The organism is Archangium sp., from assembly GCF_045802675.1.
In the GTDB taxonomy this organism is placed as follows: domain Bacteria; phylum Myxococcota; class Myxococcia; order Myxococcales; family Myxococcaceae; genus Archangium.
In genome coordinates this window covers 14,590-40,592 of sequence record NZ_JBJMQO010000080.1, presented here as the reverse complement: position 1 = coordinate 40,592, position 26,003 = coordinate 14,590, and the positions used below count along the sequence as shown (strand labels likewise).

Annotated in this window: 23 protein-coding genes; 12 read left to right on the top strand and 11 right to left on the bottom strand. The window is 69.6% G+C overall.

Annotated elements, in window-relative coordinates:
• The first annotated feature begins 63 nt into the window (after positions 1–63).
• From ACJ8AN_RS22735 to ACJ8AN_RS22725, 3 genes are read left to right on the top strand one after another with little or no spacing between them, the layout of a single operon-like run.
• Positions 64–933 (top strand): peptidylprolyl isomerase, encoded by an 870-nt coding sequence (locus ACJ8AN_RS22735; protein ID WP_407757534.1) that lies wholly within the window; start codon positions 64–66, stop codon positions 931–933.
• 11 nt (positions 934–944) lie between these two features.
• A complete protein-coding gene (locus ACJ8AN_RS22730; RefSeq protein WP_407757533.1) occupies positions 945–1,676 on the top strand; it encodes an alpha/beta hydrolase in 732 nt (243 codons plus the stop codon).
• A 31-nt stretch (positions 1,677–1,707) separates the two neighbouring features.
• Complete coding sequence (locus ACJ8AN_RS22725) at positions 1,708–2,121, top strand: secondary thiamine-phosphate synthase enzyme YjbQ (RefSeq protein WP_407757532.1); 414 nt, start codon at positions 1,708–1,710, stop codon at positions 2,119–2,121.
• Between the two features lie 5 nt (positions 2,122–2,126).
• Here ACJ8AN_RS22725 and ACJ8AN_RS22720 read toward each other — a convergent pair whose 3' ends face one another.
• The 3 genes from ACJ8AN_RS22720 to ACJ8AN_RS22710 are packed head-to-tail and all read right to left on the bottom strand — an operon-like array spanning position 2,127 to position 5,180.
• Positions 2,127–3,464 carry a sigma-54-dependent transcriptional regulator gene (locus tag ACJ8AN_RS22720; protein ID WP_407757531.1) on the bottom strand — a complete coding sequence of 446 codons (1,338 nt, stop codon included), beginning with the start codon at positions 3,462–3,464 and terminating at the stop codon, positions 2,127–2,129.
• Positions 3,464–4,855 (bottom strand): ATP-binding protein, encoded by a 1,392-nt coding sequence (locus ACJ8AN_RS22715; protein ID WP_407757530.1) that lies wholly within the window; start codon positions 4,853–4,855, stop codon positions 3,464–3,466. The genes ACJ8AN_RS22720 and ACJ8AN_RS22715 overlap by 1 nt, the downstream gene beginning before the upstream one ends.
• Positions 4,856–4,871: 16 nt before the next feature.
• A complete protein-coding gene (locus ACJ8AN_RS22710) occupies positions 4,872–5,180 on the bottom strand; it encodes a hypothetical protein (RefSeq protein WP_407757529.1) in 309 nt (102 codons plus the stop codon).
• Between the two features lie 429 nt (positions 5,181–5,609).
• Between ACJ8AN_RS22710 and ACJ8AN_RS22705 the strand changes: the two genes are divergently transcribed.
• Both ACJ8AN_RS22705 and ACJ8AN_RS22700 read left to right on the top strand, forming a co-directional pair.
• Positions 5,610–5,873, top strand: coding sequence for a hypothetical protein (locus ACJ8AN_RS22705; RefSeq protein ID WP_407757528.1), 264 nt, complete (start codon positions 5,610–5,612; stop codon positions 5,871–5,873).
• Positions 5,874–6,035: 162 nt separating this feature from the next.
• On the top strand, positions 6,036–6,290 hold the full coding sequence (locus tag ACJ8AN_RS22700) for a hypothetical protein (RefSeq protein WP_407757527.1): 255 nt from the start codon (positions 6,036–6,038) through the stop codon (positions 6,288–6,290).
• Positions 6,291–6,377: 87 nt separating this feature from the next.
• Here ACJ8AN_RS22700 and ACJ8AN_RS22695 read toward each other — a convergent pair whose 3' ends face one another.
• Genes ACJ8AN_RS22695 through ACJ8AN_RS22670 form a run of 6 tightly spaced genes read right to left on the bottom strand, consistent with a single transcriptional unit; the run spans position 6,378 to position 12,535 of the window.
• Entirely contained in the window at positions 6,378–7,106 is a 729-nt protein-coding gene (locus tag ACJ8AN_RS22695) for an ABC transporter ATP-binding protein (RefSeq protein ID WP_407757526.1), read from the bottom strand.
• Positions 7,107–7,118: 12 nt separating this feature from the next.
• A complete protein-coding gene (locus tag ACJ8AN_RS22690) occupies positions 7,119–8,546 on the bottom strand; it encodes a hypothetical protein (RefSeq protein ID WP_407757525.1) in 1,428 nt (475 codons plus the stop codon).
• Positions 8,547–8,569: 23 nt separating this feature from the next.
• Positions 8,570–9,295: an outer membrane lipoprotein-sorting protein gene (locus ACJ8AN_RS22685; protein WP_407757524.1), complete on the bottom strand. Its 726-nt coding sequence runs from the start codon at positions 9,293–9,295 to the stop codon at positions 8,570–8,572.
• 41 nt (positions 9,296–9,336) lie between these two features.
• A complete protein-coding gene (locus ACJ8AN_RS22680) occupies positions 9,337–10,617 on the bottom strand; it encodes an ABC transporter permease (protein ID WP_407757523.1) in 1,281 nt (426 codons plus the stop codon).
• Positions 10,614–11,882, bottom strand: coding sequence for an ABC transporter permease (locus ACJ8AN_RS22675; protein ID WP_407757522.1), 1,269 nt, complete (start codon positions 11,880–11,882; stop codon positions 10,614–10,616). The genes ACJ8AN_RS22680 and ACJ8AN_RS22675 overlap by 4 nt, the downstream gene beginning before the upstream one ends.
• On the bottom strand, positions 11,879–12,535 hold the full coding sequence (locus ACJ8AN_RS22670; RefSeq protein ID WP_407757521.1) for a TetR/AcrR family transcriptional regulator: 657 nt from the start codon (positions 12,533–12,535) through the stop codon (positions 11,879–11,881). Before ACJ8AN_RS22670 ends, ACJ8AN_RS22675 begins: the two co-directional genes overlap by 4 nt.
• 88 nt (positions 12,536–12,623) lie before the next feature.
• On the opposite strand from ACJ8AN_RS22670, the gene ACJ8AN_RS22665 reads away from it, so the two are divergent.
• Positions 12,624–14,153 carry an MBOAT family O-acyltransferase gene (locus ACJ8AN_RS22665; RefSeq protein ID WP_407757520.1) on the top strand — a complete coding sequence of 510 codons (1,530 nt, stop codon included), beginning with the start codon at positions 12,624–12,626 and terminating at the stop codon, positions 14,151–14,153.
• On the opposite strand, the gene ACJ8AN_RS22660 is transcribed toward ACJ8AN_RS22665, so the two are convergent.
• On the bottom strand, positions 14,150–14,605 hold the full coding sequence (locus tag ACJ8AN_RS22660) for an RsbRD N-terminal domain-containing protein (protein ID WP_407757519.1): 456 nt from the start codon (positions 14,603–14,605) through the stop codon (positions 14,150–14,152). The genes ACJ8AN_RS22665 and ACJ8AN_RS22660 overlap by 4 nt on opposite strands.
• A 122-nt stretch (positions 14,606–14,727) precedes the next feature.
• Here ACJ8AN_RS22660 and ACJ8AN_RS22655 point away from each other — a divergent pair, with 122 nt between their 5' ends.
• From ACJ8AN_RS22655 to ACJ8AN_RS22630, 6 genes are all read left to right on the top strand, one after another.
• The gene (locus ACJ8AN_RS22655) at positions 14,728–15,750 is read left to right on the top strand and encodes a hypothetical protein (RefSeq protein WP_407757518.1); all 1,023 of its coding nucleotides are present in this window, start codon (positions 14,728–14,730) and stop codon (positions 15,748–15,750) included.
• Between the two features lie 147 nt (positions 15,751–15,897).
• Positions 15,898–17,472, top strand: a complete 1,575-nt coding sequence (locus ACJ8AN_RS22650) for a RecQ family ATP-dependent DNA helicase (protein ID WP_407757517.1) — start codon at positions 15,898–15,900, stop codon at positions 17,470–17,472.
• 103 nt (positions 17,473–17,575) lie between these two features.
• Positions 17,576–19,411 (top strand): serine/threonine-protein kinase, encoded by a 1,836-nt coding sequence (locus ACJ8AN_RS22645; RefSeq protein WP_407757516.1) that lies wholly within the window; start codon positions 17,576–17,578, stop codon positions 19,409–19,411.
• Positions 19,412–19,477: 66 nt separating this feature from the next.
• Positions 19,478–23,251, top strand: a complete 3,774-nt coding sequence (locus tag ACJ8AN_RS22640; protein ID WP_407757515.1) for a DUF3857 domain-containing protein — start codon at positions 19,478–19,480, stop codon at positions 23,249–23,251.
• Positions 23,248–23,772, top strand: coding sequence for a hypothetical protein (locus ACJ8AN_RS22635; RefSeq protein ID WP_407757514.1), 525 nt, complete (start codon positions 23,248–23,250; stop codon positions 23,770–23,772). Before ACJ8AN_RS22640 ends, ACJ8AN_RS22635 begins: the two co-directional genes overlap by 4 nt.
• A 12-nt stretch (positions 23,773–23,784) precedes the next feature.
• Positions 23,785–24,126: a hypothetical protein gene (locus tag ACJ8AN_RS22630; RefSeq protein ID WP_407757513.1), complete on the top strand. Its 342-nt coding sequence runs from the start codon at positions 23,785–23,787 to the stop codon at positions 24,124–24,126.
• 287 nt (positions 24,127–24,413) lie between these two features.
• Here the strand turns inward: ACJ8AN_RS22630 and hflX are convergent, their stop codons facing one another.
• Positions 24,414–25,835 (bottom strand): GTPase HflX, encoded by a 1,422-nt coding sequence (hflX, locus tag ACJ8AN_RS22625; RefSeq protein WP_407757512.1) that lies wholly within the window; start codon positions 25,833–25,835, stop codon positions 24,414–24,416.
• Between the last annotated feature and the right edge of the window lie 168 nt (positions 25,836–26,003).

Genomic DNA, 26,003 nt, shown 5'->3' with positions numbered 1-26,003 from the left:
AGCGCTTCATTCCTCGCGAGCAGCGGTTGCGAGCACCCGTTCGCTCTGTAGGATGCCCGGCCCATGCGAACCCGACTCCTGACGACTGGACTCCTCCTCCTCAACCTGGCCGCCTGCTCGAAGGAGCAGGAGAAGAAGGCCGAGACCCCGCCACCCGCTGCTCCCGCCAGCACGCCGACGCAGGCCCAGCAGCCGCAGCCGCCGCCCGGCACGCCGACCGGCACGGACGCGCAGGCCAACAACACGGGCACCGGCACGCAGGCCACGCCTCCGCCGCCCACTCCGTCCTCCGAGCCCGCCGCGCCGGCCACGGCCACGGGGGGCAAGGAGCACGCCGCCAGCCCGGTGCAGCGCTCGAGGCCGCCCGCGGAGAAGCCCGGCCCCTGGCAGACGAAGGCGCTCAACGGGCAGGAGCTGTACGCCACCCTGGACACCAACCAGGGCACCGTCGTGGTGAAGCTCTTCTCGAAGGAGTCGCCCGTGACGGTGGCCAACTTCGTGGGCCTGGCGACGGGGGAGCAGACGTGGACGGACCCGAAAACGGGCGAGCCGAAGCAGAACACGCCGCTGTACCAGAACATCCTCTTCCACCGGATCATCGACGGCTTCATGATCCAGGGTGGAGATCCGCTGGGCCGGGGCTCGGGCTCGCCGGGCTACACCTTCGAGGACGAGACGCAGAACGGCAAGACGTTCGACAAGCCGGGCATCCTGGCGATGGCGAACCGGGGACCGAACACGAACGGCAGCCAGTTCTTCATCACGGTGGCGCCGCAGCCGCGGCTCAACGGCGGCTACACCATCTTCGGTGAGGTGGTGAAGGGCTACGACGTGGTGGAGCGCATGGCCAAGGTGCAGACGGGCCCGCAGGACCGGCCGGTGAAGGACGTGGTGCTCAAGAAGGTCACCGTCAGCGACAAGCAGCCGAAGTAGTGGAGCGAGCGATGCGGAGCGCGAAGACGAGGCTGGGCGAGCTGGACTGCGTGGTGGTGGACGCGCTCCCCGAGGGAGCGCGCCCGGAGCTGGCGGTGGTGCTGTGCCACGGCCTCGGGGCGCCCCCGACGGATCTGGTGCCGCTGGCGCCGGAGCTGGTGCAGCTCGAGCCGGAGCTGGGGCCGAAGGTGCGGTTCGTGTTCCCGGGGGCCCCGCTGCGGGTGGAGATGATGGGGCAGCGCGTGCCCGCGTGGTTCCCCCTGCCTCCCGAGGTGCTGATGGGGCAGGAGCGGGACTGGGACAAGTTCGCGGCCTCGACGCCGGAGGGACTCGCCCAGGCGCGGCGCGGGTTGATGAGCCTGCTGTCCGAGTTGTCCGCGGCGACGAAGCTGCCCTACGGACGCATCGTGCTGGGCGGGTTCAGCCAGGGCGCGATGCTGACGACGGACGTGGCGCTGCGGCTGGAGGAGGCCCCGGCGGGGTTGTGCATCCTGTCGGGGTCGCTCATCTGCCAGGACGAGTGGAAGCAGCGGGCACAGAAGCGCAAGGGCATGCCGGTTCTCCAGAGCCACGGGCGCGTCGACGACATCCTGGCCTTCCCTCAGGCGGAGCGGCTGCACACCTTGCTGAAGGACGCGGGGCTGCCGGTGGAGTTCCTCCCCTTCAACGGACCGCACACCATCTCACCGGAAGCGCTGGAGCGGATGGCGGAGTTCCTGCACGACCGGCTCGAGAAGCGTTGAACCCGAAGCCCCGGACCCGAGGAGGCGAGCCATGTATCGCGCGAAGGAATTGACGGTGGCGACTCGGGGCCGGGGTTTCTACGAGCTCACGGACGAGGTCCAGCGGGCGGTGGCGGAGAGCGGTGCGCAGGAGGGCCTGTGCACCATCTTCCTGCACCACACGAGCGCCTCGCTGCTGCTGTGCGAGAACGCGGACCCGGACGTGCGCAAGGACCTGGAGTCCTTCTTCTCGCGGCTGGTGAAGGACGGAGACCCGCTCTTCCGCCACGACGCCGAGGGCCCCGACGACATGCCGGCCCACATCCGGACGGTGCTGACGCAGAACTCGCTCAACGTGCCGGTGAAGGGCGGCGAGGCCCACCTCGGCACGTGGCAGGGCATCTACGTCTGGGAGCACCGGACGTCGCCCCACCACCGCCGCGTCACCGTCTCCGTGGTGAGCTGAGCCCCCTACTCCGAGGGCTCCTGCGCCTCGAGCAACTTGTAGAGCGTCTTCCTATCCACATCGAGCAGACGCGCGGCCTCGCTCTTGTTGCCCCCGACGTGCTGGAGCACATGGGCCGCGTAGCGCCGGGAGAGCTCGGCCAGGCTCGGCATGTCCCCGGCGAGCCCACTGAGCTTCTTCGGCGCATCGCCAATGGGCTCGGGGAAGTCCTGCGGTCCCAGCACGCCCGTGACGTTGAGCGCGAGCGCCCGCGCCACCACGTTCTCCAACTGCCGCACGTTGCCCGGCCAGTCGTACGCGGTGAGCCGCGTCATGACCTCGGCCGTCACCACGGGCGCCACCCCGCCCCGCGCATGCAGCGCCGCGAAGTGCTCCACCAGCGCCGGAATGTCCTCGCGCCGCTCGCGCAGCGGCGGCAGGTGCAGGTGCACCACGTCCAGCCGGTAGAGCAGATCCTCCCGGAACAGCCCCTCGGCCACCCGCTCCTTCAAATCCTTGTTCGTCGCCGCCACCACCCGCACGTCCACCTTCACCGGCGAGCTCTCGCCCACCCGGCGGATTTCCCCCTCCTGCAGCGCGCGCAACAGCTGCGCCTGCACCTTGGGGCCCACGTCTCCAATCTCGTCGAGGAGCAACGTGCCCCCATGGGCCTCCTCGAAGAGGCCGCGCCGCGCGCCCGTGGCCCCGGTGAACGAGCCCCGCGCATGGCCGAACAGCTCGCTCTCCATGAGGGACTCGGCGATGGCGCCACAGTCCACGGGGATGAAGGGCCCGCTGGCCCGCGGCGAGCGCCGGTGCAGCGCTCGCGCCACCATCTCCTTGCCCGTGCCCGTCTCGCCCGTAATCAGCACCGGCACCGCCGTGGCCGCCGCCCGCGCCACCTGCTTGTACACCTCGAGCAGCGCCGGGCTGCGCCCCACCATGGCGCCGCGCTCCACCTGCTTGCGCAGCGAGCGGTTCTCCTCCACCAGCCGCTTCTGCTCCAGCGCCCGCTTCGCCACGCGGACAATCGCGTCCACGTCGAAGGGCTTGGCCAGGTAGTCGAAGGCCCCCTGCTGGATGCTGTCCAGCGCGCCCTCGATGTTGCCGAAGGCCGTCACCACGATGACGGGCGTGTCCGGCAGCTGCTCGCGCACCGCGTTGAGCACCGTCAGCCCATCGCCCGCGTGGGGCATCGCCATGTCGGTGAGCACCAGGTCGAACGGCCCCTCGTCCGCGAGCCGCGCACTGGCCTCCTTCGGATGCGAGGCCTGGTGCACCTCCCCGAGCATGCCGAGCAGGCGCTTGAGCAAGTCCCGGGCGTGGGGATCATCATCGACAACGAGGATACGAGCGGGATTCATCAACCGACTCCACGAGCGGGAGGCGCGGCCTCGGCCGCGAGAGGAAAGCGGACCATCACCCGGGTGCCCACGTTGGGCTCCGAGCGCACCAGCAGCGTGCCCCCATGTGCATCCACCAGCCGCTTGGTGGTCGCCAGGCCGAGCCCATGTCCGGGAATCCCCCGGGTCTCCGGGGCTCGGAAGAAGGGCTGGAAGAGCTTCGCCTGCGTCTCCGGGCTCATGCCCAGACCGTTGTCCTCCACCTCCAGCACCGCCTCGCCGCCCTCGCGCGCCACCTTCACGCGCACGCGCGCCTCGGGCCGGCCCGCCGTGTACTTCACCGCGTTGGACAGCAGGTTCTGGGCAATCAGCTGCAACAGCTGCGAGGGACACGACACCTTCACCCCGGACTCCAGCGTGCGCTCCAGCGCCACGCCCTGCGCGGCGGCCGTCTGGCTCACCTCCAGCAGCAACGTGCTCACCGCCGTGTCCAGCTCACCCACCGCCGGCTCGCCCCGCGTGCCCGCGCGGCAGAAGCGCAACAGCGCCTCGATGAGCTCGCCCATCCGCGTCGCGCTCGACTCGGAGAGCGACACCAGCTCCAGCGCCTGCGCGTCCTTCACCGCCCCCGAGCGGCGCAAGAGCGTGAGGTACCCCTTGAGCGGCGACAGCGGCCCCATCAAATCGTGCGCCACGCGCCGGGTGAAGGCGTCCAGCTCCTGGTTGCGCCGGTCCAGCTCCTCCAGCTGCGCCTGGATGGTGGCCTCCTGCCGCTGCAACACCGCGGTGATGCTCCAGCCCACCACCAGCGACACCAGCACCCCCAGCAGCGTCACCAGCCCCCCGAAGGCGAGGTTGCGCACGCGCAGCGCCGCCAGGTGGTCCAACAACATGCGCGCCTCGTCCGAGTTCTCCTGGGCGAGCTGTCCCGCCAGGCCATCAATCTCCTCGGCCAGCGGGCGCACCTGCTCCACCAGGTGGTGCCGGGCCTGCTCGGACTCCTTGCGGTGGGAGAAGACGGCGGCGGTGCGCACCTGTTGGGCCAGCCGGGTACACGCCATGTTGAAGCGCTGCCACACCACCAGGGTGTCGTCGCCCGGCAGGTTGCGCGTGTAGTCGCTGGTGGCCTCGCGGATGTCCGAGAGGATGTCCTCCATCACCTCGTTGGCCGCCTGCCGCTCCTCATCATCCGTGGCGCGGATGTGGGCCTCGATGGCGGACTCCAGCGAGAGCGCGTCCACCCGGATGCGGCCGATGAGCCCCGCACGGTCCAGCGCCTCCTGGACGCGCTCGGCCACCTGCCTGCTGGTGCGCACCTCCGTCCAGAGTGTGAAGCCGGCCACCGCCGACAGCAGCATCACCGCGAAGAGGAAGCCCGCGCGGTAGCCGCGAATGGACGCGGGCGAGCTCACCGGCCCCCCCCTCCGCTCAGCGGGAACCGCCCTCGGACGACGCGCCGTCCGGCTCCTGCGACTGCGGCGGGGGCTGGCTGCGCCGCCGGGCCCGGGAGAGCGCCGACTGGTACCACACGTCCTCCAACTCCTCCTGGAGCGCCGTCAGCTCGCGCTGCCTCGACACCAGCTGCGCGTTGTGCTCGGCCAGCGAGTGCCGGACCGCCGCCGCCCGGCCCAGGTCCTCCTCCAACAGCCGGGTGAGCTGCGCGAACTCCGCCCGCTCCTGCGCCGCCACCTCGAGCGCACTCTCCGCCCGGGCCAGCCGCACCGCGAGCGCTTCCACACGTTCGCGCTCTTCCTGATACCGCCGCTGCCACCGCTCTACCTCCTCCGACACCAGGGGCTGGGAGGGTACCCGTGGGGTCGCGCATCCCACCCCCAACCCAAGCACCACCCACGCGATGAAGAGGGACCGCATACCTTCGCTCCCGTCCTCCGCACACGCGGCATGCGCGTGCGGGCTAGACCGGGCTCTACCGTCACCGGCTGACATGGCCAGCATCCCCAAGACGGGGGGTATCGTCAAAGACCTCCGGCGATTTGTGGGGAGCGTGCCCCCAGGCCGGGCAGGCGGAATGGGGAGATTCTCCGCAATTGTCTCCGATCCGGGGGCTTCTCCCCTCGGAAGGGGCCGTGGCACGATGGGTGCTGAGTGTCCGGAACGCAACGCCGCAATGCCGCGACGTTTCGTTGCTACTCGGAGCAAACCACCATGAAGAACCTGATCGCCGCCGTCGCCCTGACTGCCTCCATGACCGCGTTTGCCGCGGAGCCCGCCAAGGCCGCCGAGACCAAGCCGGCTCCTGCCGCCGCCGCCCCCGCCGCCGAGGCCGCCAAGCCCGAGGCCAAGCCGGAGAAGGCCGCCAAGCCCGAGGCCAAGCCGGAGATGGCCAAGCCCGAGGCCAAGCCGGAGATGAAGAAGGCCGAGAAGAAGCCGGCCAAGAAGGCGACCAAGACCGCCGCCGAGACCAAGTAGTCCCCACGCTTCCTCGCGAAGCGTCGGTCGAGGGCGCCTCCCCGCGAAGGGTGGCGCCCTCGCCATTTGCGGGCTCCTGGCACGGCGGATGCTTTGGGCTCGGGCCGCAACGCCGCATGACGCGGCGTCCCGCAGTGGGTTGCACCTCAGGAGAATTCCATCATGAAGAAGATCCTGGCCGTCGCCATCCTGTCCGCCTCCATGTCCGCCTTCGCCGCCGAGAACAAGCCGGCCGAGTCCAAGCAGACCACCACGGAGAAGAAGACGGAGAAGAAGACGGAGACGGCGCCCTCCACCGAGACCGCGCCCTCCACTGGCACCGAGGCGGCTCCGTCCACCGAGCCCAAGGCCGAGCACAAGGCCACCGGCAAGAAGAGCACCAAGCACACCGAGACCAAGACCGAGCAGACCAAGTAGTCGCGGCGCTCCGCTCGGAGCTCGCGCCGGGGTGCCCTTCCGCTCGGGGGGCGCCCCTTTTGCTTTTCTGGGTCTTTCAGGGGGACATCAGTGCGCCGCGGCGGCCTTGAGGCCCGGGCCCTGGAGCTCGCCCGCCACCATCTTCCCGTCCTGGATGTGCAGCGCCCGCCGCGCGTGCGCCACCACCCGCGGGTCATGCGTGGAGAAGAGGAACGTCACCCCCTTCTCCCGGTTGAGCGTCAGCATCAGCTCGAGAATCTGCTCGCTCGTCCCCGAGTCCAGGTTCGCCGTGGGCTCGTCCGCCAGCACCAGGCGGGGCTCCGTAATCAACGCCCGGGCGATGGCCACGCGCTGCCGCTGGCCGCCCGAGAGCTCGTCCGGCTTGTGGTGCAGGTAGGGCTCGAGGCCCACCGCGGCGGCCAGGGCCTCCACGCGCTGGCGCAGCGCCGCCTTGCCCTCGGTGTCCTTGCGCACCATGCACGGGAACTCGATGTTCTCCGCCACGTTGAGCACGGGGATGAGGTTGAAGTTCTGGAAGATGAAACCGATCTTCCGGTTGCGCACGTCCGCGAGCGCGTCGAAGTCCCGGTCCCCTACCTCCTCACCCTCCAGCTTGTAGGAGCCGCCCGTCGCCCGGTCCAGGCACCCGATGATGTTGAGCAGCGTCGTCTTGCCGCTGCCCGAGGGGCCCATCACCACGGTGAACTCGCCGGCGAGGACGTCCAGGTCCACGCCCCGCAGCGCGCTCACCTTCGTCTTGCCCAGGAGGTAGTCCTTCGTAATCGCCTTCAGCTCGAGGAGGTTCTGCGAGGCCATGGCACACGTCCTTCAGTAGAAGAAGCGGACCTGGAACAGGCCGCGATATTCGAGGGGCAGCAGGCTGAGCTCGCTCACCTGCGTGGTGGACTCGGGCACCGTCGCCGCCAGCGACTTGGGCCCCTGCCACGGTACGAAGCCGGAGAGCGTGAGCGTCATCCACTCGGTGGCCGACCAGGAGAGGCTCGGCGTCACGAGGCCCGAGAGGTCCTGCAGGTTGGCCATCACCACCACGTTGAAGGTGAAGTCGTCGCGGATTTTCGGCTTCTGGTAGCTCACGAAGGCGTAGTGCCGGCCGAGCGGCTCGAAGCTGAACTTCTGCGGCAGCCCCGTGTCCGCGCTGCCCCGCGGGTCCACCACCGAGGGGTCCAGGCCGAAGGACTGCGCCACCCGGAACAGGCTGAGCGCGTTGACGTAGTGCTGGAACTCGTCCCGCTTCAGCCCGTCCGCCTGGTACAGGTACTCCACCGAGAGCAGCGACTCGTCGCCGAACATGTAGCGCGTGCCGGCGAGAATCCTCGGGCGCAGCTTCTGCTCGTCCAGGCGCTTGTTGGAGAAGAAGGCCTCGCCCTTCAGCACGCAGCCCACCGCCGAGGCCCGGTCCTCCAGGCACTCGCCCGCCGGGTAGCGCCGCGCCGAGCCGAAGCCCACCAACCCCTCCACGTGCAGCTCGTAGTCCGTGAAGAAGTAGCGCGAGAAGGAGAAGCCCAGCCGCGTCTTGTCCTCGAAGCCATCCCCGTACAGGTTCGAGTGGAAGAGCATCAGGTTGAGGTCCGCGTCCGCCACCAGGGCGTAGGCGCGCGCGGCCACCACGTAATGCAGCGCCTCGTCCTTCCGGTCCCACTTGGGGTAGGCGAGCACCGCCTGCGGCAACCCGTTCTGCTGCTCGAGCACCGCGGGGCTCGCCAGGAGCGTGAAGGCGTACTTCTCCAGCGGCACCTCCACCCGCACCATGTACGCGCCCGCCCGCTGGAAGTTCGGGTCCGTCGGGTCCTTCGCCGGGTTGATGAGGTCCGTCGGGTTGTACGCCATCCCCGCGCCCCAGATGACCCGCTTCTTCCCCGCGAGCAGGTGCAGCTGCGGCACCACCTCGTGGCTGAGATACAGCTCGTTGAGCGAGAAGAGGGGCTTCGCCGCGCTCGCCTCCTTCTCGCTCACGGACACCTCGTTGCCGTCCGCGTTCAGCCCCCGGTAGCGCCCCGAGGCCTGGAGGAAGAGCGACAGGTCCGCCGACACGAAACCGCCCGGCCGGTACTCCTGCCGCGGCTGCACGTTCAGCTCGAGGAGCTGCTGCAGCTCGGGCTGGCTGTCCGTCGGGAGCAGTCCTGACACTCGCGAGCGCTGGTACAGCGTGCGGCTCTCGACGTAGCCCGTCACCTCGGCGCCGAACGCCGGGGCCGCCGTGGTCAGAAGCATCAGTGCCGCGAGTTGGGGGCGCATGGGTTGAACCCTTGGGGCGAGAACTAGCGGCCGAGGTCCGCCTGCGTGAAGCGCTGGGCCGGTGCGTCCGCGTTCAGCTTCACCGTCTTCATCAACAGCTCCGAGCGCCTCGCCTTCACCAGCTCGTTGCGCATCACCACCTTGGCCGGCCTCGTGTAGCCCTTGTCGAATTCGGTGTACCCGGTGAACTCGGCGCTGCGCAGCATCTGCCCGCTCGTCCCGTAGTACTCGCCCTTCACCGGCATCCCGTCCTTCTTGCGCAGCCACAGTTTGATGACGTCGTACGCCGTCTCCGCGTTCTTCGCCTTCAGCTCCAGCGCGTATGTGTCCGGCACGTCCGAGGGCACGAGCTTCCCCGTGTAGTCCTTCGTGTAGTTCACCCGCATCACGTCCGCGTTGTTGAAGTCGCCTCCCTGGAAGCTGTCCCGGTTGGCGATGCGCGTCGCCCGCTTGAGGTTGGGCAGGTACACCCACAGGTTGTCCCCCGAGCGCAGCATCTCCTGCCCCTTCACGCTCGCCGGGCCCTTGAACCAGACGCGGAACTTGTCGTCCTCGCCGCGCAGCATCTTCATCACGTAGGTGCGGCTGCTGCCGTCCTCGCGGAACGCCGTCATCTCCGACTCGGTCTCGAAGGTCTTCGGGCCCATCACCGCGTCGTACTTCGCCAGCAGTTCCTCCGCGGTGGGCTCGGCCGCCAGCGCCGGGGCCGCCACCAACAACGTCATCAGGGCGAGGGTGAAGGCTTTCATCTGCAAGCTCCTTGGTAGGAATTCAGGAAGGGGAACGGGACTCACACCGAGCGCAGCGCTTCCACAGGGTCCAACCGGCTGGCCCTCCAGGCCGGCCAGGCCGCCGCCACCAGCGCGCCCACCACCGCCACCATCAGCGTCATGAGCACGAACGAAGGGCTCAGCTGCGGGCGCAGCACCGACTGCGAGCCGCTGTTGACCACCAGCGACATGGGGATGCCCCGCGCCGCCAGGGCTCGCACGATGGTGCTGCCGAGCAGCACGCCACCCACTCCGCCCACCACCCCGAGCAGCGTGGCCTCCACCAGGAACATCGCCAGCACCTGCCACCGCCGCATCCCCACCGCGAGCATGGTGCCAATCTCGCGCACCCGCTCGAAGACGCTCATCAGCATGGTGTTGATGATGCCGGTGATGATGATGACGAAGAGGATGAGGGAGATGAGCCCCATCACGAAGCGCTGGCGCACGATGATGTCGCGCACGAAGGGCTGCAGCTCCTGCCAGGTGTGCACCTCGTACTGGGGCCCGAGCTCCTGGCGCAGCTCCGCGGCGATCCGGTCCAGATTGCGCAGGTCATCCACCGCCACGGCGAGCTCCGTGACGCGGCCCTCCAGGCCCAGCAGTTCCTGCGCCAGCTTCAGCGGCACCGTCACCACGCGCTTGTTCTCGAAGGGAAGGCTCGACACGCTCAGCCCCTCCACCGACACGTCCAGCGAGTTGGCCCGGCCCTTGGGGCTCGACGAGGCGAGCGTCACCCGGTCCACCAACGACTCCGCATCCGCCTGCTTCGCGGCCAGCGCCTTCGCCCTCTGCGCCGGCAGCACCGCGTGGAAGGACTGCGCCAGCTCGTTGCCGAGGATGGCGTGGGCATGGTCCCCCGCCGCGAGCGCCCGGCCTCCGGGCAGCACGTCGAAGCCGGCCCGGGGCACCGCCTGCCGCTCCGTGGCCAGGTCCAACCCGCGGCCCACGAACATCGTCTGCGACAGGCCGTTGCTCACGAGGCCCGAGAACTGGATGCGGCCGGTGACGCCCGTCACGCCGGGCACCTTGCGCACGCGCGCCAGCAGGGACTCGTCGTAGGAAAGGCTCGGCTCGAGCGGCAGCGCGTCGCTGTCGTCCAGGTAGCCCCTGGTGTGGATTTGAAGGGCGCCCGTCTTGCCCTGGACGATGTCGTCCACCATGAGGGCCACGAAGCCCTCGATGAAGCCGCGCAACACGAGGATGGCGGTAACCCCGAGGAGCACGGCGGCCAGGGTGACAAGGCTGCGGCGGCGGTTGCGCGCCACGTTGCGCGCGGCGATGGAAGAGAGGGTGCTCATGAATGGGCCAGGGCCTCCACCGGACGGAGCTGCGCGGCGCGGTACGCGGGCCACAGGGCGGCGAGCGCCGCGCCCACCGTGGCCATGCCCACCGCGCGCACGAGGTACAGCACGGACACATGGGGACGGATGATGCTGTCGGCCGTCGCGCCCGGAGCCGGCAGGTGGATGCCGCGCTGGCCGAGCCACAGCGTCACCGCCCACCCCACCAGCGCTCCGAGGATGCCGCCCACCAGCCCCAGCACCGCCCCCTCCATGAGGAAGAGCGACACCACCTGCCGCCGCCGCGTCCCCACCGCGAGCATGGTGCCAATCTCCCGCACCCGCTCCAGCACGTTCATCAGCATCACGTTGACGATGCCCAGCAGCACCGTCAGCAGGAACACCGACGTCATGATGCCGAAGATGAAGTCCTGGTGCCCCACCAGCTGCGCCACGAAGGGCAGCACCTGGTCCCACGTGTGCACCTCATACTCGGGCCCGAGCGCCGCCTGCACCGCGTCGCGCACCCGGGGCGCGTCCTCGAGCTGCTTCACCGCCACGGCGTACTCGGTGACGCGGCCCTCCATCCGCAACAGGCGCTGCGCGGTGCCCAGCGGCACGTAGCCCTGCCTCCGGTCTCCCGGCGTGGCGCTCACAAGCGTCCCGGCCACCCGCACCGCCTCGCCGTTGAGCGCTCCATCCCGGTCTCCCGAGAGCAGCGCGGGCCAGCGCTCCGACGGCACTTCCGCGCCCGTCACCTCCGCGCGCAGGCTCCTCGCCATGTCCGCGTTGAGCAGCAGCTCCGGCGCGTCCACGCCCGACAGGTGCGAGCCCTTGCCCAGCCACGTCGAGCGCTGAGGCGTCACCTTCGGCTCCAGCGTGGGATCATAGGCCGTGATTTGGAGGAAGCCCGTCTTGCCCGCGGCCTCGTCTCCCGAGGCGCCCTCCACGTCCGGCAGCGACACCATGCCGCCGAAGGCGATGCGCGGCGACACCGCCACCACGCCGTCCACGGAGGCGATACGTCGGCGCACCTCCTCGGAGTCCGCCAGGTCCAGCGTCAGCGGCGAGCCCTGCACGTTGGCGAGGTACCCCTTCTTGTGCACCTGGATGGCCCCCACCTGTCCGAAGATGAGGTTCTCCAGGATGACGCGCTGCTGGCCGTTGATGAAGCCTCGCAGCCCCACCATGGCCCCCACCCCCACCACCAGCGCCACGAGCGAGATGGCGGTACGGCGCCGGTTGCGCATCAGGTTGCGCGCGGCGAGCGAGAAGAGCCTCATCCGCGCCTCCGGGAAACGGACTTCGTGGTCATCGCTTCACCCACCTTCACGGACTCACAGAAATGGTGCACGTGCGCATCCACCCGGGCGAACAGCGCCTCCAGGTCCGGAGCACCTTGCGCCAACACCAGGAACATCAGCCGCATCATCAGCATCGGCCCCATGAACTCGATGGCGTACAGCTCGAAGTCCCCGGGACGGATGGCGCCCCGGCGCCCCAGCTCCTCGAAGAGCCGGCCCAGCCGCGCTCGCCCCGCGACGATGGACGAGTGCATGAGCCCCGGGTCATTCAGCCTCGGGCCCTCGGCCATGAGCATGCGGACGAACTTCTGCTCGCGCGGGGTGGCCCAGGACTCGAACAGGGAGCGGGCGATGAAGCGCAGCAGCGGCTCGGGGCCCTCGCCCAGCAGCGCGTCCAGGTCCAGCGCCATGAGCCGCTCGGACTGGCCCGGCCCCAGGTCCTGCAACAGCGCCTCGAAGATGGCCGCCTTCGAGGGGAAGTGGTGGTAGAGCGCGCTCTCGCGCACCCCCACCGCCCGGGCAATCCGCCGCATCGACGTGCCCGCGAAGCCCCCTTCGGAGAACAGCTCCAACGCCGCGTCCAGAATCAGTCGGCGCGTGTCCCGGGCTTCCTCTTTCGTCGGCCTCGCCATGCTGGGACGCTAACTTAACGAACGTTCACTAAGCGAGCAAGTTCCGGGCGGAGAGCTCTGATAGCCTGGGGTCCCCCGGCCCTCGCGGATGCTCTTCAACTCGCACGTCTTCCTCTTCGTCTTCCTGCCCGCGACGCTGCTCGTCTTCTTCGGGCTGGGGCGGCGCGGCCGCACCCGCGAAGCCCTGCTGTCGCTGCTCGCCGCCTCGCTCGTCTTCTATGGCTGGTGGTCCGCGGGCTACGTGCTGCTGCTCGTCGCCTCGCTGTCCTTCGACTACCTGCTGGGCTCCCGCATCGCCTCGCTCGCCGCCACCGACCCGCGCCGCGCCCGGTGGCTGCTCACCGCGGGGCTCACGCTCGACCTCGGGCTGCTCGCGTACTTCAAGTACTCGGGCTTCCTCGTGGAGAACGTGCAGGCGCTGCTCGGGACACATTGGAACTACGTGCCGCCCCGGCTGCCGTTGGCCATCTCCTTCTACACCTTCCAGCAGGTGGCCTACCTCGTCGACTGCTACCGCACCGCCCACCGCGAGCCGAGCTTCCTGCGCTACGGCCTCTTCGTGACCTTCTTCCCCCACGAAATCGCCGGCCCGCTGGTGAACCACCGCGAGATGCTCCCGCAGTTCGCCGCGCCAGACGTGGCGCGCCCCCGCACCGAGCGCTTCACCGTGGGGCTCACCTGCTTCTTCCGCGGCCTCTTCAAGAAGGTCGTCGTGGCGGATGTCGTCGCGCAGTTCGCCACGCCCGTGTTCGCCGCCGCGGGGCAGGGCGTGCCCGTGGGCCTCGTGGACGGGTGGGTGGGCGCCATCGCCTACTCGCTGCAGCTCTACTTCGACTTCTCCGGCTACTCGGACATGGCCATCGGCCTGGCGTGGCTGTTCAACATCCGCCTGCCGCTCAACTTCGACACGCCCTACCGCTCGGCGAGCATCGTCGAGTTCTGGCGCCGCTGGCACATCTCGCTCTCGCGCTTCCTGCGCGACTACCTCTACGTGGCGCTGGGCGGCAACCGGAAGGGCCGCGTCCGCCGCTACGTCAACCTCATGCTCACCATGCTGCTCGGCGGGCTATGGCACGGCGCCGGGTGGAACTTCATCCTCTGGGGCGCGCTCCATGGGGCGCTGCTCGTGCTCACCCACGTGTGGACTGCCCTGCGCGAGCGCTGGGGCCTCGAGCCGCTCGGGCAGGAGGGTCGGTGGACGAGGCCCCTGGCCATCGCCGCCACCTACGTCGCCGTGGTGGTGGCGTGGGTCTTCTTCCGCGCGGAGACGCTGCATGGGGCGCTCGGTGTGCTGAAGGGCATGGCGGGCTTGACGGACGCGCCGTCGGGCCTCGCCTTCCGCACGGTGTGGAACGACGACCTCTCCGGCTTCTTCCGAGCGGCGACGAAGACGGCCGTGCTGTTCGCGGCGCTCCCCACGGTGTTCCTGTCGAGCGGCCTGCACCGCTGGATGGGGCCCCACAACCCCGCGCTGGTGGATGATGCCGTCCAGGCGTTCCCCGCCACTCGCTGGGGCTGGAAGCCGACGCCGGGACAGGTGCTCGCCTGCGCCGCGATGGCCGCCGTGGCCATCCTCCGCCTGAGCGAGGTGAGCGAGTTCATCTATTACAACTTCTAGCTCACGGGTGGATGCGCCTCGCCTCCACCGAGTTCCCGCTCGCGCATGCGCATGAAGTGCGCGACGGCCTCCGAGATGGCCCGGTTGAAGCACTGCTGAAGAATGCGCGCCTCTTCCAGCCGGATGAGCCCGTGCCCCTGCTCCTCCAGCAGCTCGAAGATGCACCGGTGCAGCGCGCCGTACTCGCGCACGATGCTCGGGAGAGCGAACCCGATGCGGAAGCGCTGCTCGCCATGCTCCCAGCCCAACGGGCCCACCCGGTGCGTCTTGGGCGCGTCGCCCTCTTCCTCACGGCGCAGGGCGGCGATCACCTCCCGTAGGAAGTCGGGAATGTGGTCCGCCAGCTCCGGCTCGGAGAGCTCACCCGGCGCATGGTGGCGTTGAACCTCCTCCATCCAGCGCTGGAAGAGCCTCTCCCGATTGGCCTCCATCACATCCGCGACGCTGTCCATGGCTGCGCTCCTGGAACGCAAGGTGTGACCTGCATCCCTGGAGCGCCCCTGGCGGACGGGGAAGCAAGGGCCTCGCCGCTCCTTCCGTCTGCTCACCGGAACGGCGATGCTCCGCCCCGGGCATGGACAGGTACCTCAAGCACTGGGTGGTGGCCACGGTGGCGCTCGTGCTGGGGGCGCTCGCCCTCAACCTGCTCGTGGATCCGCTCTGGTACGGCCGGGGCAACCGCCTCACCGGCCGCAACTACGAGTTCAACGAGCGCGTCTCCAAGGCCAACCTCTTCCTCCAGGACCCCGCCCGCTACGACTGCCTCATCCTCGGCAGCTCCACCTCCACCATCGTCCACCCCTCGCTGCTCGCGCCGCATCGCTGCTTCAACCTCGCCTTCAGCGCGGGCGTGGTCGGCGAGCTCGTCCCCTATGCCCGGTGGCTGCGCGCGCATGGAGCGAAGCCCTCGCTCGTCATCGTCGGCACGGACTACGTGAACTTCGACGCGCGCGTGGACGACCAGGTGGACGTGCCGGACTTCGTCGCCCACGGCGAGGCCCCTCCCCCTCTCTGGAAGAGCTACCTCTCGCTGGACGCGCTCCTGTGGTCGGTGCTGGCGGTGCTCGACCAGTCGCCCTACCCCAAGTTCTACGACGAGCGCTTCGAGGTCGTCGTCCGCCCCGACGCTGGTACCTTCGACCCCGAGGGCCTGCGCCTGTCGCGTCGCACGCTGGAGCCCGCGCGGGTCGCGCGCTACCGCGAGCTGCACGACGTCTTCCCCGAGGCCCGCTTCGTGGGCTGGATGCCGCCTCTGTCCGCGTGGCACCTCGCCGAGCTGGAGCGCACGGGCACCCTCCCCAACTACCTGCGCAGCCTGCACGCGCTGACGTCCGTGTTCGACGAGGTCTACGACTTCGCCCTGCCCTCGGACGTCACCGCGAGCACCGGCAACACCTACGACGGGCGCCACTACGGCAACGAGGTCAACGCGCGGCTGACGCGCCGGCTCGCGGGCCACGAGGACACCTTCGGCGTCCGCGTGGACCGGTTGTCGCTGGAGGCCTACCGCGCCCTCTACGGCGAGGCACTCCAGGCCTTCCGAGCGGGCGGACAGGCGCTCCCTTCCACTCCCGTGAGTGGCCCTCCGGTGCCCTGAGCCCGAGGAGCCCGGAAGGAACGCGCCCGGCCGCATCCCTGGCGGCCCCTATTGGTCTGGCGTCCAGACTGGCTCCCAGAGGTCAACACCGCCTCCTACCTTGAGGCTCGCGGCGGCCCGCTCCATCCGGGGCGCCGCCCCCACCTCATGAGCACTCCCGAACAGCGGAACGCGGCAGGAGACACCCCGGGCCACCGCCGGCCGAGCTGGAAGCAGCTCATGGCCGAGGCCCTCGAGCGCTTCGGCGTGGAGGAGCTCCGGCCCGGGCAGCGGGAGATCATCGAGGCGCTGCTCGACGGCAAGGACGTGCTGGGCGTGATGCCCACCGGCGCGGGCAAGTCTCTGTGCTTCCAGCTCCCCGCCCTCTTCCTGCCCCGGGCCACCGTCGTCGTCTCGCCGCTGCTCGCGCTCATGCAGGACCAGCACGAGAAGCTCGCGGAGGCGGACGTGGACGTGGTGAAGCTCGACTCCACGCTCACCCCGCGCGAGGCCGACCAGGTGGCGCGCGAGGTGCGCCGGGGCCAGCACGAGCTCATCTACCTGACGCCCGAGCAGCTCGAGAAACCCGAGCGCCTCGAGGCGCTGCGCAAGGCCGGTGTCTCCCTCTTCGTCGTGGACGAGGCCCACTGCGTCTCCCAATGGGGGCACGACTTCCGCCCGGCGTTCCTCTCCATCCGCGATGCCGTGCAGCAGCTCGGCCGACCTCCCATCCTCGCGCTCACGGCCACCGCCACGCCCCAGGTGCGCGAGGACGTGCTGAAGCAGCTCGGCATGGAGAACCCCGAGGTGCTCAACACCGGCATCCGGCGCGACAACCTCTTCCTCGAGGTGGCCCGCACGGTGAATCCCGAGGCCAAGAAGGCCCGGATGATGAAGCTGCTCCAGGAGGAGCCCGGCACGGGCATCATCTACACCGCCACCGTGAAGAAGGCCGAGGAGGTGTGGAAGTGGCTGAAGGACGCCGGCATCGAGGCGGGCCGCTACCACGGGCAGATGAAGACCTCCGAGCGCGAGGAGGTACAGCAGCGCTTCATGGAGAACGGCTACCGCGTCATCGTGGCCACCAAGGCCTTCGGGCTGGGCATCGACAAGCCGGACCTCCGCTTCGTGGTGCACTGGCAGTTCCCCGACTCGCTGGAGAGCTACTACCAGGAGGCCGGACGCGCGGGCCGCGACGGGGCTCCGGCGCGCGGCGTGCTCCTCTACCGGTTGGAGGACAGACGCATCCAGAGCTACTTCCTCGGCGGCAAGTACCCCCGGCGCGAGGAGTCCCAGGCGCTCTACTCGGTGCTGCGCGAGTCATGGGCCCACCGCCAGGGCAAGCCCGTGTCCCTCAAGGTGCTCACCGAGGCCTCGGGCCTGCCGGCCAACCGCGTGAAGGTGCTGGTGGCGCAGCTCGCCGGAGCGGGCATCCTCGAGCGCTCCCCGCGTGGACTCAAACAGCTGCGCGACTTCGAGACGCCGGAGGAGCTGACCGGGTACCTCACCGCCTACGAGAAGCGCCACCAGAGTGATCGCGAGCGCCTCCAGCAGATGATGCGCTACGGGCAGACCACCGGGTGCCGCTGGCGCTTCATCAGCGGGTACTTCGACGAGCCGGAGCACCCGGACTGCGGGCACTGCGACAATTGCCGGGAGCGGGCCGCCGGTCACTTCGACGCCGCCAGCCCCACACGCATCGCCACGCCGCCTTCACTCGCGGGTGCACCCGGTGCGGTGTAGTTGGAAAAGAGGGACGAGGAAGGTGCTGTAGCGCCCTGGCGCATCCTGTACGCCGGGAGCCGGAACGTTCTGCTAGCCTGAGCGCCCTTCAGGGCCCCCCTTCATGTCCTCGCTCGACAACACCGCCATCAGCCGGCCGCACGCGCCCCATCTCATCCCTGGCTATCGACTGGAGAACCTCGTCGGTAGCGGCGGCATGGGAGAGGTCCACAAGGCCACCCAGCTGTCCCTGAACCGCACCGTCGCCGTCAAGCTGCTCAGCCAGCAGCTCGCCCAGGACGAGAGCTTCGTCGCCCGCTTCCAGAAGGAGGCCGCGGCGCTCGCCACCCTCCACCACCCCCACATCGTCTCCATCGTCGACAAGGGCAGCACGCCGACCACGTACTACCTGGTGATGGAGTTCGTGGACGGGCCCTCCCTGCGCGAGCGGATGCGCGCCCCCAACCCGGACCCGATGGAGACGCTGCGCGTCATGCTGCAGATCTGCCGGGCCATCGAGTACGCGCACGGCCGCGGCGTCATCCACCGCGACCTCAAGCCGGAGAACATCCTCTTCGACGAGCAGGGCGGCGACATCCCCAAGGTGACGGACTTCGGCCTGGCCTCGTTCCTCGAGGACACCAGCTCGCGCTACGCGCTCACCAGCACGCACGTGGCCATGGGCACGCTGTCCTATATGGCGCCCGAGCAGCGCGTGGACGCCAAGAACGCGGACGGCCGCGCGGACATCTTCGCGCTCGGCCTCATCTTCTACGAGATGCTCGTGGGCGAGCTGCCCGCGGGCCAGTTCGAGCCCCCCTCGCGCCGCAAGCCGGGCCTGGACCCGCGCCTGGACCGCATCATCGCCAACTGCCTCAAGCAGCAGCCCTCGGACCGCTACGAGAGCGTCACCGCGCTCCTCCGCGACCTCGAGCCGCTCGCGCCCCACTACACCACCATCCGGCCGGGGAAGCTCAGCCGGTGGCAGCGGGTGAAGCGGACGGCGGGACGTGTGGCGCGCGTCCTCCTGCGGACCGCGGCCACGCTGATGGTGCTCGCCGCCATGGGCGTGCTGGGCGTGACGTACCTGCGCAACACGACGCGGCGCGTGCCGATGACGCCGGGCACCGCCCTCAACGCGGACCTCGGGACGCCCTCGGCGACCAAGCTCGAGGGACGGTTGGCGTCGGCCGACGGCGAGCCGCGCAAGGTGAGCCTCGGCGAGGGGCTCGACAAACCGTCGGTGCTGGTGTCCGGCCGGCCGCTCGAGCTGCAGGACCGGACGCTCGTCTTCCCCCCCGTGGAGGGCCAGTCGCGCGTGGGCCTCATGGTGGTGGACGTGCCCGGCATGAGGGGCGACACCGCCCGCCTCACGGCCCGGGTGAGCACCCTGAATCCCGAGGCCGGCACCCTGACGAACCTGAAAACCGTGGCCTACGGACCCCGGCCGGACCCGGAGACCGCGCTGCTGTTGATGGGCAGCCCGGGCCGCTACGTGGCCCTCGTCTATAACGGCGCTGGCGCCCCGCTCCGGCTGGAGTGGAACCTGGGCGAGAAGCAGGGAACCATGCTGGGTGCCGAGTCCCCCGAGGGCCCGGTGGAGCTCGAGCTCACCGTGGACGAGGAGGGCGTCCTGTTCGCCTCGGTGGGGACCCGGGGGGACAAGCGCCCCATCGCCGAGCCCCTGCACCTGGGGACGGGCTGGCAGGAGAAGCGCTTTGGCAAGGCCCCCCTCGCCGCCTTTGGCTGCATCGAGGGCGAATGCCGCGCCGAGGGCTTCAATTACAGCGTGAAGCCCCTCCCCCCCGGTGCCAGGCCCGTGGCCGTGGCCCAGGCGCCCGAGCCCGCCCGCCCGCCGGTGCAGAAGGCGGCGGCCCCGGCTCCGAAGCCCGCCCCGGCCCCCGCCAAGAAGCCCGCCCCGAAGCCCGCCCCTCCGCCCAAAGGTAAACGCTCGAAGTAGCAAGAAGCCGCTTGCTGCAAGCGGATGTGGCCTCACCCGGGGCTTTGCATTATCCCTGTGCGCTCCATGCGCACTCCCCTTCGCGGAATCGCCGCGCTCCTGCTCGTCACCGGCCTGCTGGCCAGCTGTGCCCACTCCACCTCGCCCACCGAGGTGCTCGAACGAGCCGCCACCGCGGCGAAGAACGGGACGAGCGAGGCCCGCACGCTCGCGCTCGCCGGCTTCCACGCCTGGCTGATGGCCGGAGATGCCGCCACGGCCCAGGCCCGCTTCGACGAGGCCGTCGCCAAGGACCCGGCCGACCCCTACGCCCTCTACGGCCAGCACCTGCTCGCCCGCCGCGCCGCCCAGCCGCGCCGCGCGCTCGAGGCCGCGCTCGCCGTGGCCACCCGCGCCCCGCACCACCCGCTCGCGGTGCCCGCCGCCCGCTACGTGCTGGACCTGGCGGGCTCCTCGCCCGCGCTCGATGACGCCATCCTCACCGGCCTCCAGGGCGCGCTCGACGCCGGGGCCTCGGGCGAGTCCGCCCAACTGCTGCGCGCCAGCCAGGGCGCCATCCTCGGCCTGCGCGGCGACCGGGCGGCCCAGGCCCGGGCGATGAAGGACATGGGCGCCGCGGACACCGCCACCCTGCTGGGGCCCTTCTCTGCCTGGCACCTGCTCGCCTTCGATGACGTCACCCCGCCGGAGAAGGACGGCTCACTGGCGGGCCCCTTCACCGGCCCCTTCGGACAGCTCGTGCCGCGCACCCTGCGCGCGCCGGATACCCGCCTGGACGTGGCCGGAGAGCCCGCCCCGGGTGACGTGTACCTCATGGCCGTGGACGCCGAGGTGCCCGAGGCCGGCGTCTACGTGGTGCGCTCCGTCTCCGCCTCCTCGCACAAGGTGATGGTGGATGGCGCGCCCCTGCTCGAGCGCCGCGGCTTCTCCCTCGCCGTCTCCACGGTGGCCGCGCACCCCGTGCACCTCGCGGCCGGCCGCCACCGCATTCTCATCAAGCTGCTCAAGGACCAGCGCGGGGCCAACCTGACGCTCGCCCTGATGCGCGCGGATGGGCGCCCCTCGGCCATCCGCTACAGCCCCGCCACCGGGCCCGCGCCCTCCGCGTGGGGCTCGGCCCCCAGGGACGCCGACGCGGAGCTCGTCTACCCGCGCGCCGAGGACCTGGCCGCCGCGCTCGCCGGCGAGACGGGCCCGCTGCTCTCGGACTTCGTCGCGGTGCGCGATGGCATGGGCCGGGACTCGGACGGCGCCTGGCGGTTGATGACGCGCCTGCAGAAGGCCTCGCAGACGCCCGCCGTGCTGTCACTGCGCGCCGAGCTGGCCTCGGTGGACCGGAGCATCCCCTCCAAGGTGGCTCGCGGACGTGCGACGCGGGACCTGGAGGCGGCGCTGGCGAAGGACCCGGGCGACGTGGCCGCGCTGCTGCTGCGCGCCGAGCTGTCCCTCAATGACGGGCAGCTGGCCGCGGCGATGGAGACGCTCAAGACGGCCAAGGCGGCGGCGAAGCCCGCGGGCTGGCCGGTGTTCCTGTTGGAGGCGCGCACGGCGATGGCGCTCGAGGTGGAGAGCGCGGTCGAGGAGAGTCTCGAGGCCGCGCTGCAGGCGCAGCCGGGGCTGTGCGATGCGCTGAGCCTGCGCTACTCGCTGGCGCGGCGCCGGGACGCGGTGGCGCGCGCGGACGAGCTGGTGACCTCGATGCAGGGCTGCCCGGGCGCGCTCAACCGGAGCGCCGAGCACGCGCGGATGCGGGGAGACCAGGCGCGCGCCGCCGAGCTCTACCAGGAGCAGCTCACGCGCAACCCGGGGGACGTGAGCACGGCCATGTCGCTGACGGCCGCGTACGTGGCGCTGCGCCGCTTCGACGACGCCACGGCCACGCTGCGGGCCCTGAGCGCGCTCTGGCCCCGCAACGCGAAGGTGCTGGAGAAGCTGGGGGACGTGCGCGAGCTCGCCGGGGACAAGGCCGGAGCGCTGGCGGCGCGCGAGCAGTCGCTGCTGCTGGACGGGAGCAACCTGGCACTGCGCCGCGCCGTGGTGCGCGCGAAGACGGGGCAGGAGGTGCTCCAGGCGTACGCCATCGACGGCCGCCAGGCCATCAAGGACTACGAGGCCAACCCGGGCGCCGAGGAGAGCGCCGCCGCCTACGTGCTGGACGCCGCGGCCACGCAGGTGTACCCGGACGGCTCGCAGGTGACGCGCATCCACAGCGTGCAGAAGGCGCTGGAGCAGAGCGGCGTGCAGGACATCGCCGAGATGACGCTGCCCTCGGGCGTGCAGGTGCTGGCGCTGCGCACCCTCAAGGCGGACGGCACGGTGCTGGAGCCCGAGAGCATCGAGGGCAAGGAGACGATGAGTCTGCCGGGCGTGCAGGTGGGCGACTACGTGGAGCTGGAGTACCTGGTGGCGGAGGCCTCGCGCGGGCCGGCGCAGCCGGGCTTCACGGCGTCGGACTTCTTCTACCGCATCGGTAGCATGCCGGACCACCGGGCCACGTACACGGTGGTGGCGCCCAAGGGCACGGGCATGAAGGTGGACGCGCACAACATGAAGGCGCCGCCGCCGGTGGTGAAGGGAGACGAGGAAGTCTTCACCTTCGAGGTGAAGAACGTGCCGCCCTTCATTCCGGAGCCGGACAGCCCGCCGTCGAGCAGGGAGTACCTGCCCTTCGTGGTGGTGGGCGCGGGCACCACGGGCAATGACCGGCTGGTGGCGGTGTACTCGGATGCCTTCCTGGACAAGGGGACACTCACCTGGGAGGTGGAGGCCTTCGCGCGCGAGGCGGCCGGGGACAAGAAGGGGCTGGAGGCGGTGAAGGCGCTGTACGCGGCGGTGATGAAGCGCTTCACCGGCCGGGATGCGGGGCTGACGACCTCGGCGGCGTCGTCGGTGGCGCAGGACCGGGGCAGCCGCTTCTGGGTGCTGAAGACGGGGCTGGAGTCGCTGGGGATTCCCGCGCGCATCGCGGCGGTGCGGACGTACTCGGCGGATCCGGCGGAGTACCTCTTCCCCGAGGAGTCGCTGCTGCCCACCTTGGTGCTGCGGGTGGACGTGCCGGGCGAGGGGCCGGTGTGGCTGGACACGAGCACGCGCTACGCCCCCTTCGGCGAGCTGCCCGAGACGGCGCTGGGCGAGCGGGACGCGTACCTGATGCCCGAGCCCGGCCGCGCGCTGGAGAAGGTGAAGACGCCGCCGATGAAGCAGCAGACGGGCAAGCAGGTGAAGCTGACGCTGGAGGTGGACGAGAAGGGCCAGCTCACCGGCAAGGGCGAGGAGGTGTACTCCGGCTTCGAGGCGGCGCAACTGGCGGAGGCCTTCGAGGCCATCTCCGGGGAGCGCCGGCGTCAGGCATTGCAGGGCTCGGTGGGCCGCTACTTCAGCGGGGCGGAGCTGACGGACCTGAAGCTGGAGCGCACGGAGGAGGTGGGCGCGCCCTTCACGGTGCGCTACGCGTTCAAGGCGCCGAGCTTCGGGCGGGTGGACAAGGACCGGCTGGTGCTGCCGTCCATCACCACGCCGGCGCAGTTGGGCCGCCAGTACGTGCAGCTGAGCACGCGCACCACGCCGCTGTACCTGGCCGACACCGAGGCGAGCCACACGGTGGTGACGCTGACGATGCCGCAGGGCCTGAAGCTGTCGGATCCGCAGGCGCAGCTGAAGGTGGAGAGCCCGTTCGGGCGGCTGCTGCGCACGGAGAAGCAGGAGGGGCGCACGCTCACCGTCGACGAGTCGCTGCGGCTGGAGCGCGGCCGCATCCCGGCGAAGCAGTACGAGGACTTCGCGCACTTCGCCGGCCAGGTGGACCTCATCCAGTCCCGCGACCTGGTGCTGACGAAGTGAACTCCTATCTCACACCCACGATGGCAGCGGCCACAAATCCCCCCCACCCGATGAGCGACTTCTTACAACAAAACTGGGGAAACATCCTAAGCCTTATCGGCGTTATCATTAGCATCTATGCCATTTACGAATCCACCAGGGCATCAAAGGCCGCCCATGAGGCAAGAGACATCGCACTCCGCAGAAATCTCTCAGAAGATTTAGCACAAATAAAAAATTCAGCTGTCGAACTAGAAAAGTTCATCGTATTAAAAAATCATGGCCTCACCTATTTCGCGATCTCAAACCTAACCAGTTCCATCAATTATGCATTGGCCCGCTGGACAGAAAAATTAAGCGAGGACACGAAGAACAAACTCATTGCCGCACGCGAAAAGCTAACAGTGGCTCATGAGTTGCTAGTCAAAAAATCAATTGAAGAATTAGGTGAACGGCAGCGGATCTCCATTTCCAGCGTGAGCCGTGACCTGATTTCCTTGCTCAGCGAGTCCCACGGGCTCGCCGTAAAATCTGAAAAATAAAGGAAAGATCCCATGCAAGACGACAAGGCTATCAAGCTAGTTCGGCAAGTAATCGCTAAAACGCGAGAGGGAAAAATCAATTGGGAACAGACACCATCCGGACGGTCCTTCATTGCAGCATTCGAAGGCACGTATTCAATGATAATCTCTTTCACAGAAGATGAGGAGACCGGGAATCAACGCGCTTGGTTTGGGCTTAATGATGCCGGAGGGGAACGACTCCTCACGGTAGACCCGGACACCGATGGCATTACCGATGAAGAATTGTGGCAGCTCTACGAAATGGCAAGACGTCGCGCATTCAAAGTCGACGAAAAACTCGATAAACTTTTGGACTCGCTCAAAAAGCTCTAGAAACCGAGTAGCCCCCCTCGTTCAAGATCTCGTCCCTCTGCTCCCAAGCAAGAGACACAAGAGGAGCCAAGACTTCAGCATCCATCTTCTTATCAAGCCAAAAATCCGCGACCGCAACACTACTCGAACTTGCCGTGCCGGCCGGCGCCACCCGCGAAACGCCTGGCGCCGGCCAGGTGGACCTCATCCAGTCGCGCGACCTGGTGCTGACGAAGTAGCACCCGTGCCCGGCCCGTCCCCTGGCCCTCCGCTGACAGAGGGCTGGGGGGGGCCCCGCCGGGTGGAGCTCACGTCCCGAAGGCGTGGGTCAGCCTGGCGATCGCCGCGGGGAGCGCTCTGACCTTCAACCGCCGGCCGTTCTCGTCGAAGGCCTCGGAGATGACCCGGGCATTCTCGTACACCTCGCTGATGCGCCCCTGGCGGGCGTAGGGAATCACCAGGTCCGCGTCGACCATGGAGCGCTCGAAGAACTCCATCACGGCCTGACGGAGCGCCGCGACGTCGTCCGGCGAGTGCGCCGAGAGGACGAGCGCCTCGGGATGCTTCTGGAGCAGGGCTTCGCGTTCCTCGGCGGAGAGCCGGTCCGCCTTGTTGAACAACAGCCTGCTCGGGACGCTCTGCGCTCCGATTTCGCGGAGCACAGAGCGGGTGACCTCGAGCTGGGCCTCCCAGGTGGGATCCGAGGCATCCACCACGTACAGCAGCAGCGAGGCCTCCAGCGCCTCATCCAGCGTCGAACGGAAGGAGGCCACGAGGTCGTGCGGTAGCTTCTGGATGAAGCCCACCGTGTCCGAGACCAGCACCCGCGGCCGGGTCTCCGGTTGCAGCGCCCGCACCGTGGTGTCGAGGGTGGCGAAGAGCTGATCCGCGACCAGCACCTCGCTGCCCGTCAGGGCGCGCATCAGCGAGGACTTGCCCGCGTTGGTGTACCCGACCAGTGCCACCCGCAGCTGGTCCCTCCGGGCATAGCGCCGGTTGTCCTGGTCCTGCTGGATGGCCACGAGCCCCTCGCGCAGCTCGGCGAGCCGGTCGCGAATCTTGCGGCGATCCAGCTCCACCGCCGAATCACCGGAGCCCCGGCCCTGTTGGCGCTCGCGGCTTCCCGTCGACTCGCGCATGCGCGGGGCGAGGTAGTTGAGCCGTGCGATCTCCACCTGCATCCTCGCTTCACGGCTCCGCGCGTGGCGGTGGAAGATGTCCACGATGACGCCGGTGCGGTCGAGCACCTGTGCGCCGGTGGCCCGCTCGAGGTTGCTCAGCTGGCTGGGCGAGAGCTCATGGTCGACCACCACCACCGTGGGCCTTGCCGTGGCTTGCACCTCACCGGCCTCGGCTGCCGGGTCCGTCTCGGGGTCCTCCTCGGGCGCCTCCTCCTCTGACGCCTCCACCCCTGGCGCCTCCTCCCCGGGCGCTTCCTCTTCGGCCTCCCAGCGCTCGCGGGCCTTCGACTTTCGCACCTGCGCCCCCGAGGACACGGTGCCGGAACCCCCGGTGAGCTGGGCCAGCTCCTTGAGCTTTCCGGTGCCGAGAACCGTCCCCGCCGCCACGCCGTCGCGGCGCTGGGTCACGGTCGCGGCCACCTCGTAACCCAGGGTGTGCACCAGCCGCCCGAGCTCAGCGAGGTCGGCGGCATGTTCGGTATCCGAGACGCCGGGGAGTTGGACGCCCACCAGTACGGCAAGAGGGCGAGTGGAAGGGGATTTCGACATGTCCCCTCGTAACACGCCGGGCCGAAACCGGCTCGCGAGAGCACGCCCAGCGCGGCGTCCTCCTCGGCCGCTCCTTCACCGGGAGGCCGGGGGCTCGTCACGCCATCGCCGGGCCACCTCGTCCCTACTTGCACGGTCACCCTGAGACTCAGGAAGATGAGGTCCTAC

Bases quoted from the DNA above. Each gene is read 5' to 3' on its own strand.
- ACJ8AN_RS22630 (WP_407757513.1), top strand. From the start codon at position 23,785: ATGCAAGACGACAAGGCTATCAAGCTAGTTCGGCAAGTAATCGCTAAA.
- ACJ8AN_RS22705 (WP_407757528.1), top strand. From the start codon at position 5,610: ATGAAGAACCTGATCGCCGCCGTCGCCCTGACTGCCTCCATGACCGCG.
- ACJ8AN_RS22735 (WP_407757534.1), top strand. From the start codon at position 64: ATGCGAACCCGACTCCTGACGACTGGACTCCTCCTCCTCAACCTGGCC.
- ACJ8AN_RS22730 (WP_407757533.1), top strand. From the start codon at position 945: ATGCGGAGCGCGAAGACGAGGCTGGGCGAGCTGGACTGCGTGGTGGTG.
- ACJ8AN_RS22680 (WP_407757523.1), bottom strand. From the start codon at position 10,617: ATGAGCACCCTCTCTTCCATCGCCGCGCGCAACGTGGCGCGCAACCGC.
- ACJ8AN_RS22650 (WP_407757517.1), top strand. From the start codon at position 15,898: ATGAGCACTCCCGAACAGCGGAACGCGGCAGGAGACACCCCGGGCCAC.
- ACJ8AN_RS22675 (WP_407757522.1), bottom strand. From the start codon at position 11,882: ATGAGGCTCTTCTCGCTCGCCGCGCGCAACCTGATGCGCAACCGGCGC.
- ACJ8AN_RS22695 (WP_407757526.1), bottom strand. From the start codon at position 7,106: ATGGCCTCGCAGAACCTCCTCGAGCTGAAGGCGATTACGAAGGACTAC.
- ACJ8AN_RS22645 (WP_407757516.1), top strand. From the start codon at position 17,576: ATGTCCTCGCTCGACAACACCGCCATCAGCCGGCCGCACGCGCCCCAT.
- ACJ8AN_RS22690 (WP_407757525.1), bottom strand. From the start codon at position 8,546: ATGCGCCCCCAACTCGCGGCACTGATGCTTCTGACCACGGCGGCCCCG.
- ACJ8AN_RS22685 (WP_407757524.1), bottom strand. From the start codon at position 9,295: ATGAAAGCCTTCACCCTCGCCCTGATGACGTTGTTGGTGGCGGCCCCG.
- ACJ8AN_RS22725 (WP_407757532.1), top strand. From the start codon at position 1,708: ATGTATCGCGCGAAGGAATTGACGGTGGCGACTCGGGGCCGGGGTTTC.
- hflX (WP_407757512.1), bottom strand. From the start codon at position 25,835: ATGTCGAAATCCCCTTCCACTCGCCCTCTTGCCGTACTGGTGGGCGTC.
- ACJ8AN_RS22660 (WP_407757519.1), bottom strand. From the start codon at position 14,605: ATGGACAGCGTCGCGGATGTGATGGAGGCCAATCGGGAGAGGCTCTTC.
- ACJ8AN_RS22665 (WP_407757520.1), top strand. From the start codon at position 12,624: ATGCTCTTCAACTCGCACGTCTTCCTCTTCGTCTTCCTGCCCGCGACG.
- ACJ8AN_RS22670 (WP_407757521.1), bottom strand. From the start codon at position 12,535: ATGGCGAGGCCGACGAAAGAGGAAGCCCGGGACACGCGCCGACTGATT.
- ACJ8AN_RS22720 (WP_407757531.1), bottom strand. From the start codon at position 3,464: ATGAATCCCGCTCGTATCCTCGTTGTCGATGATGATCCCCACGCCCGG.
- ACJ8AN_RS22640 (WP_407757515.1), top strand. From the start codon at position 19,478: ATGCGCACTCCCCTTCGCGGAATCGCCGCGCTCCTGCTCGTCACCGGC.
- ACJ8AN_RS22655 (WP_407757518.1), top strand. From the start codon at position 14,728: ATGGACAGGTACCTCAAGCACTGGGTGGTGGCCACGGTGGCGCTCGTG.
- ACJ8AN_RS22700 (WP_407757527.1), top strand. From the start codon at position 6,036: ATGAAGAAGATCCTGGCCGTCGCCATCCTGTCCGCCTCCATGTCCGCC.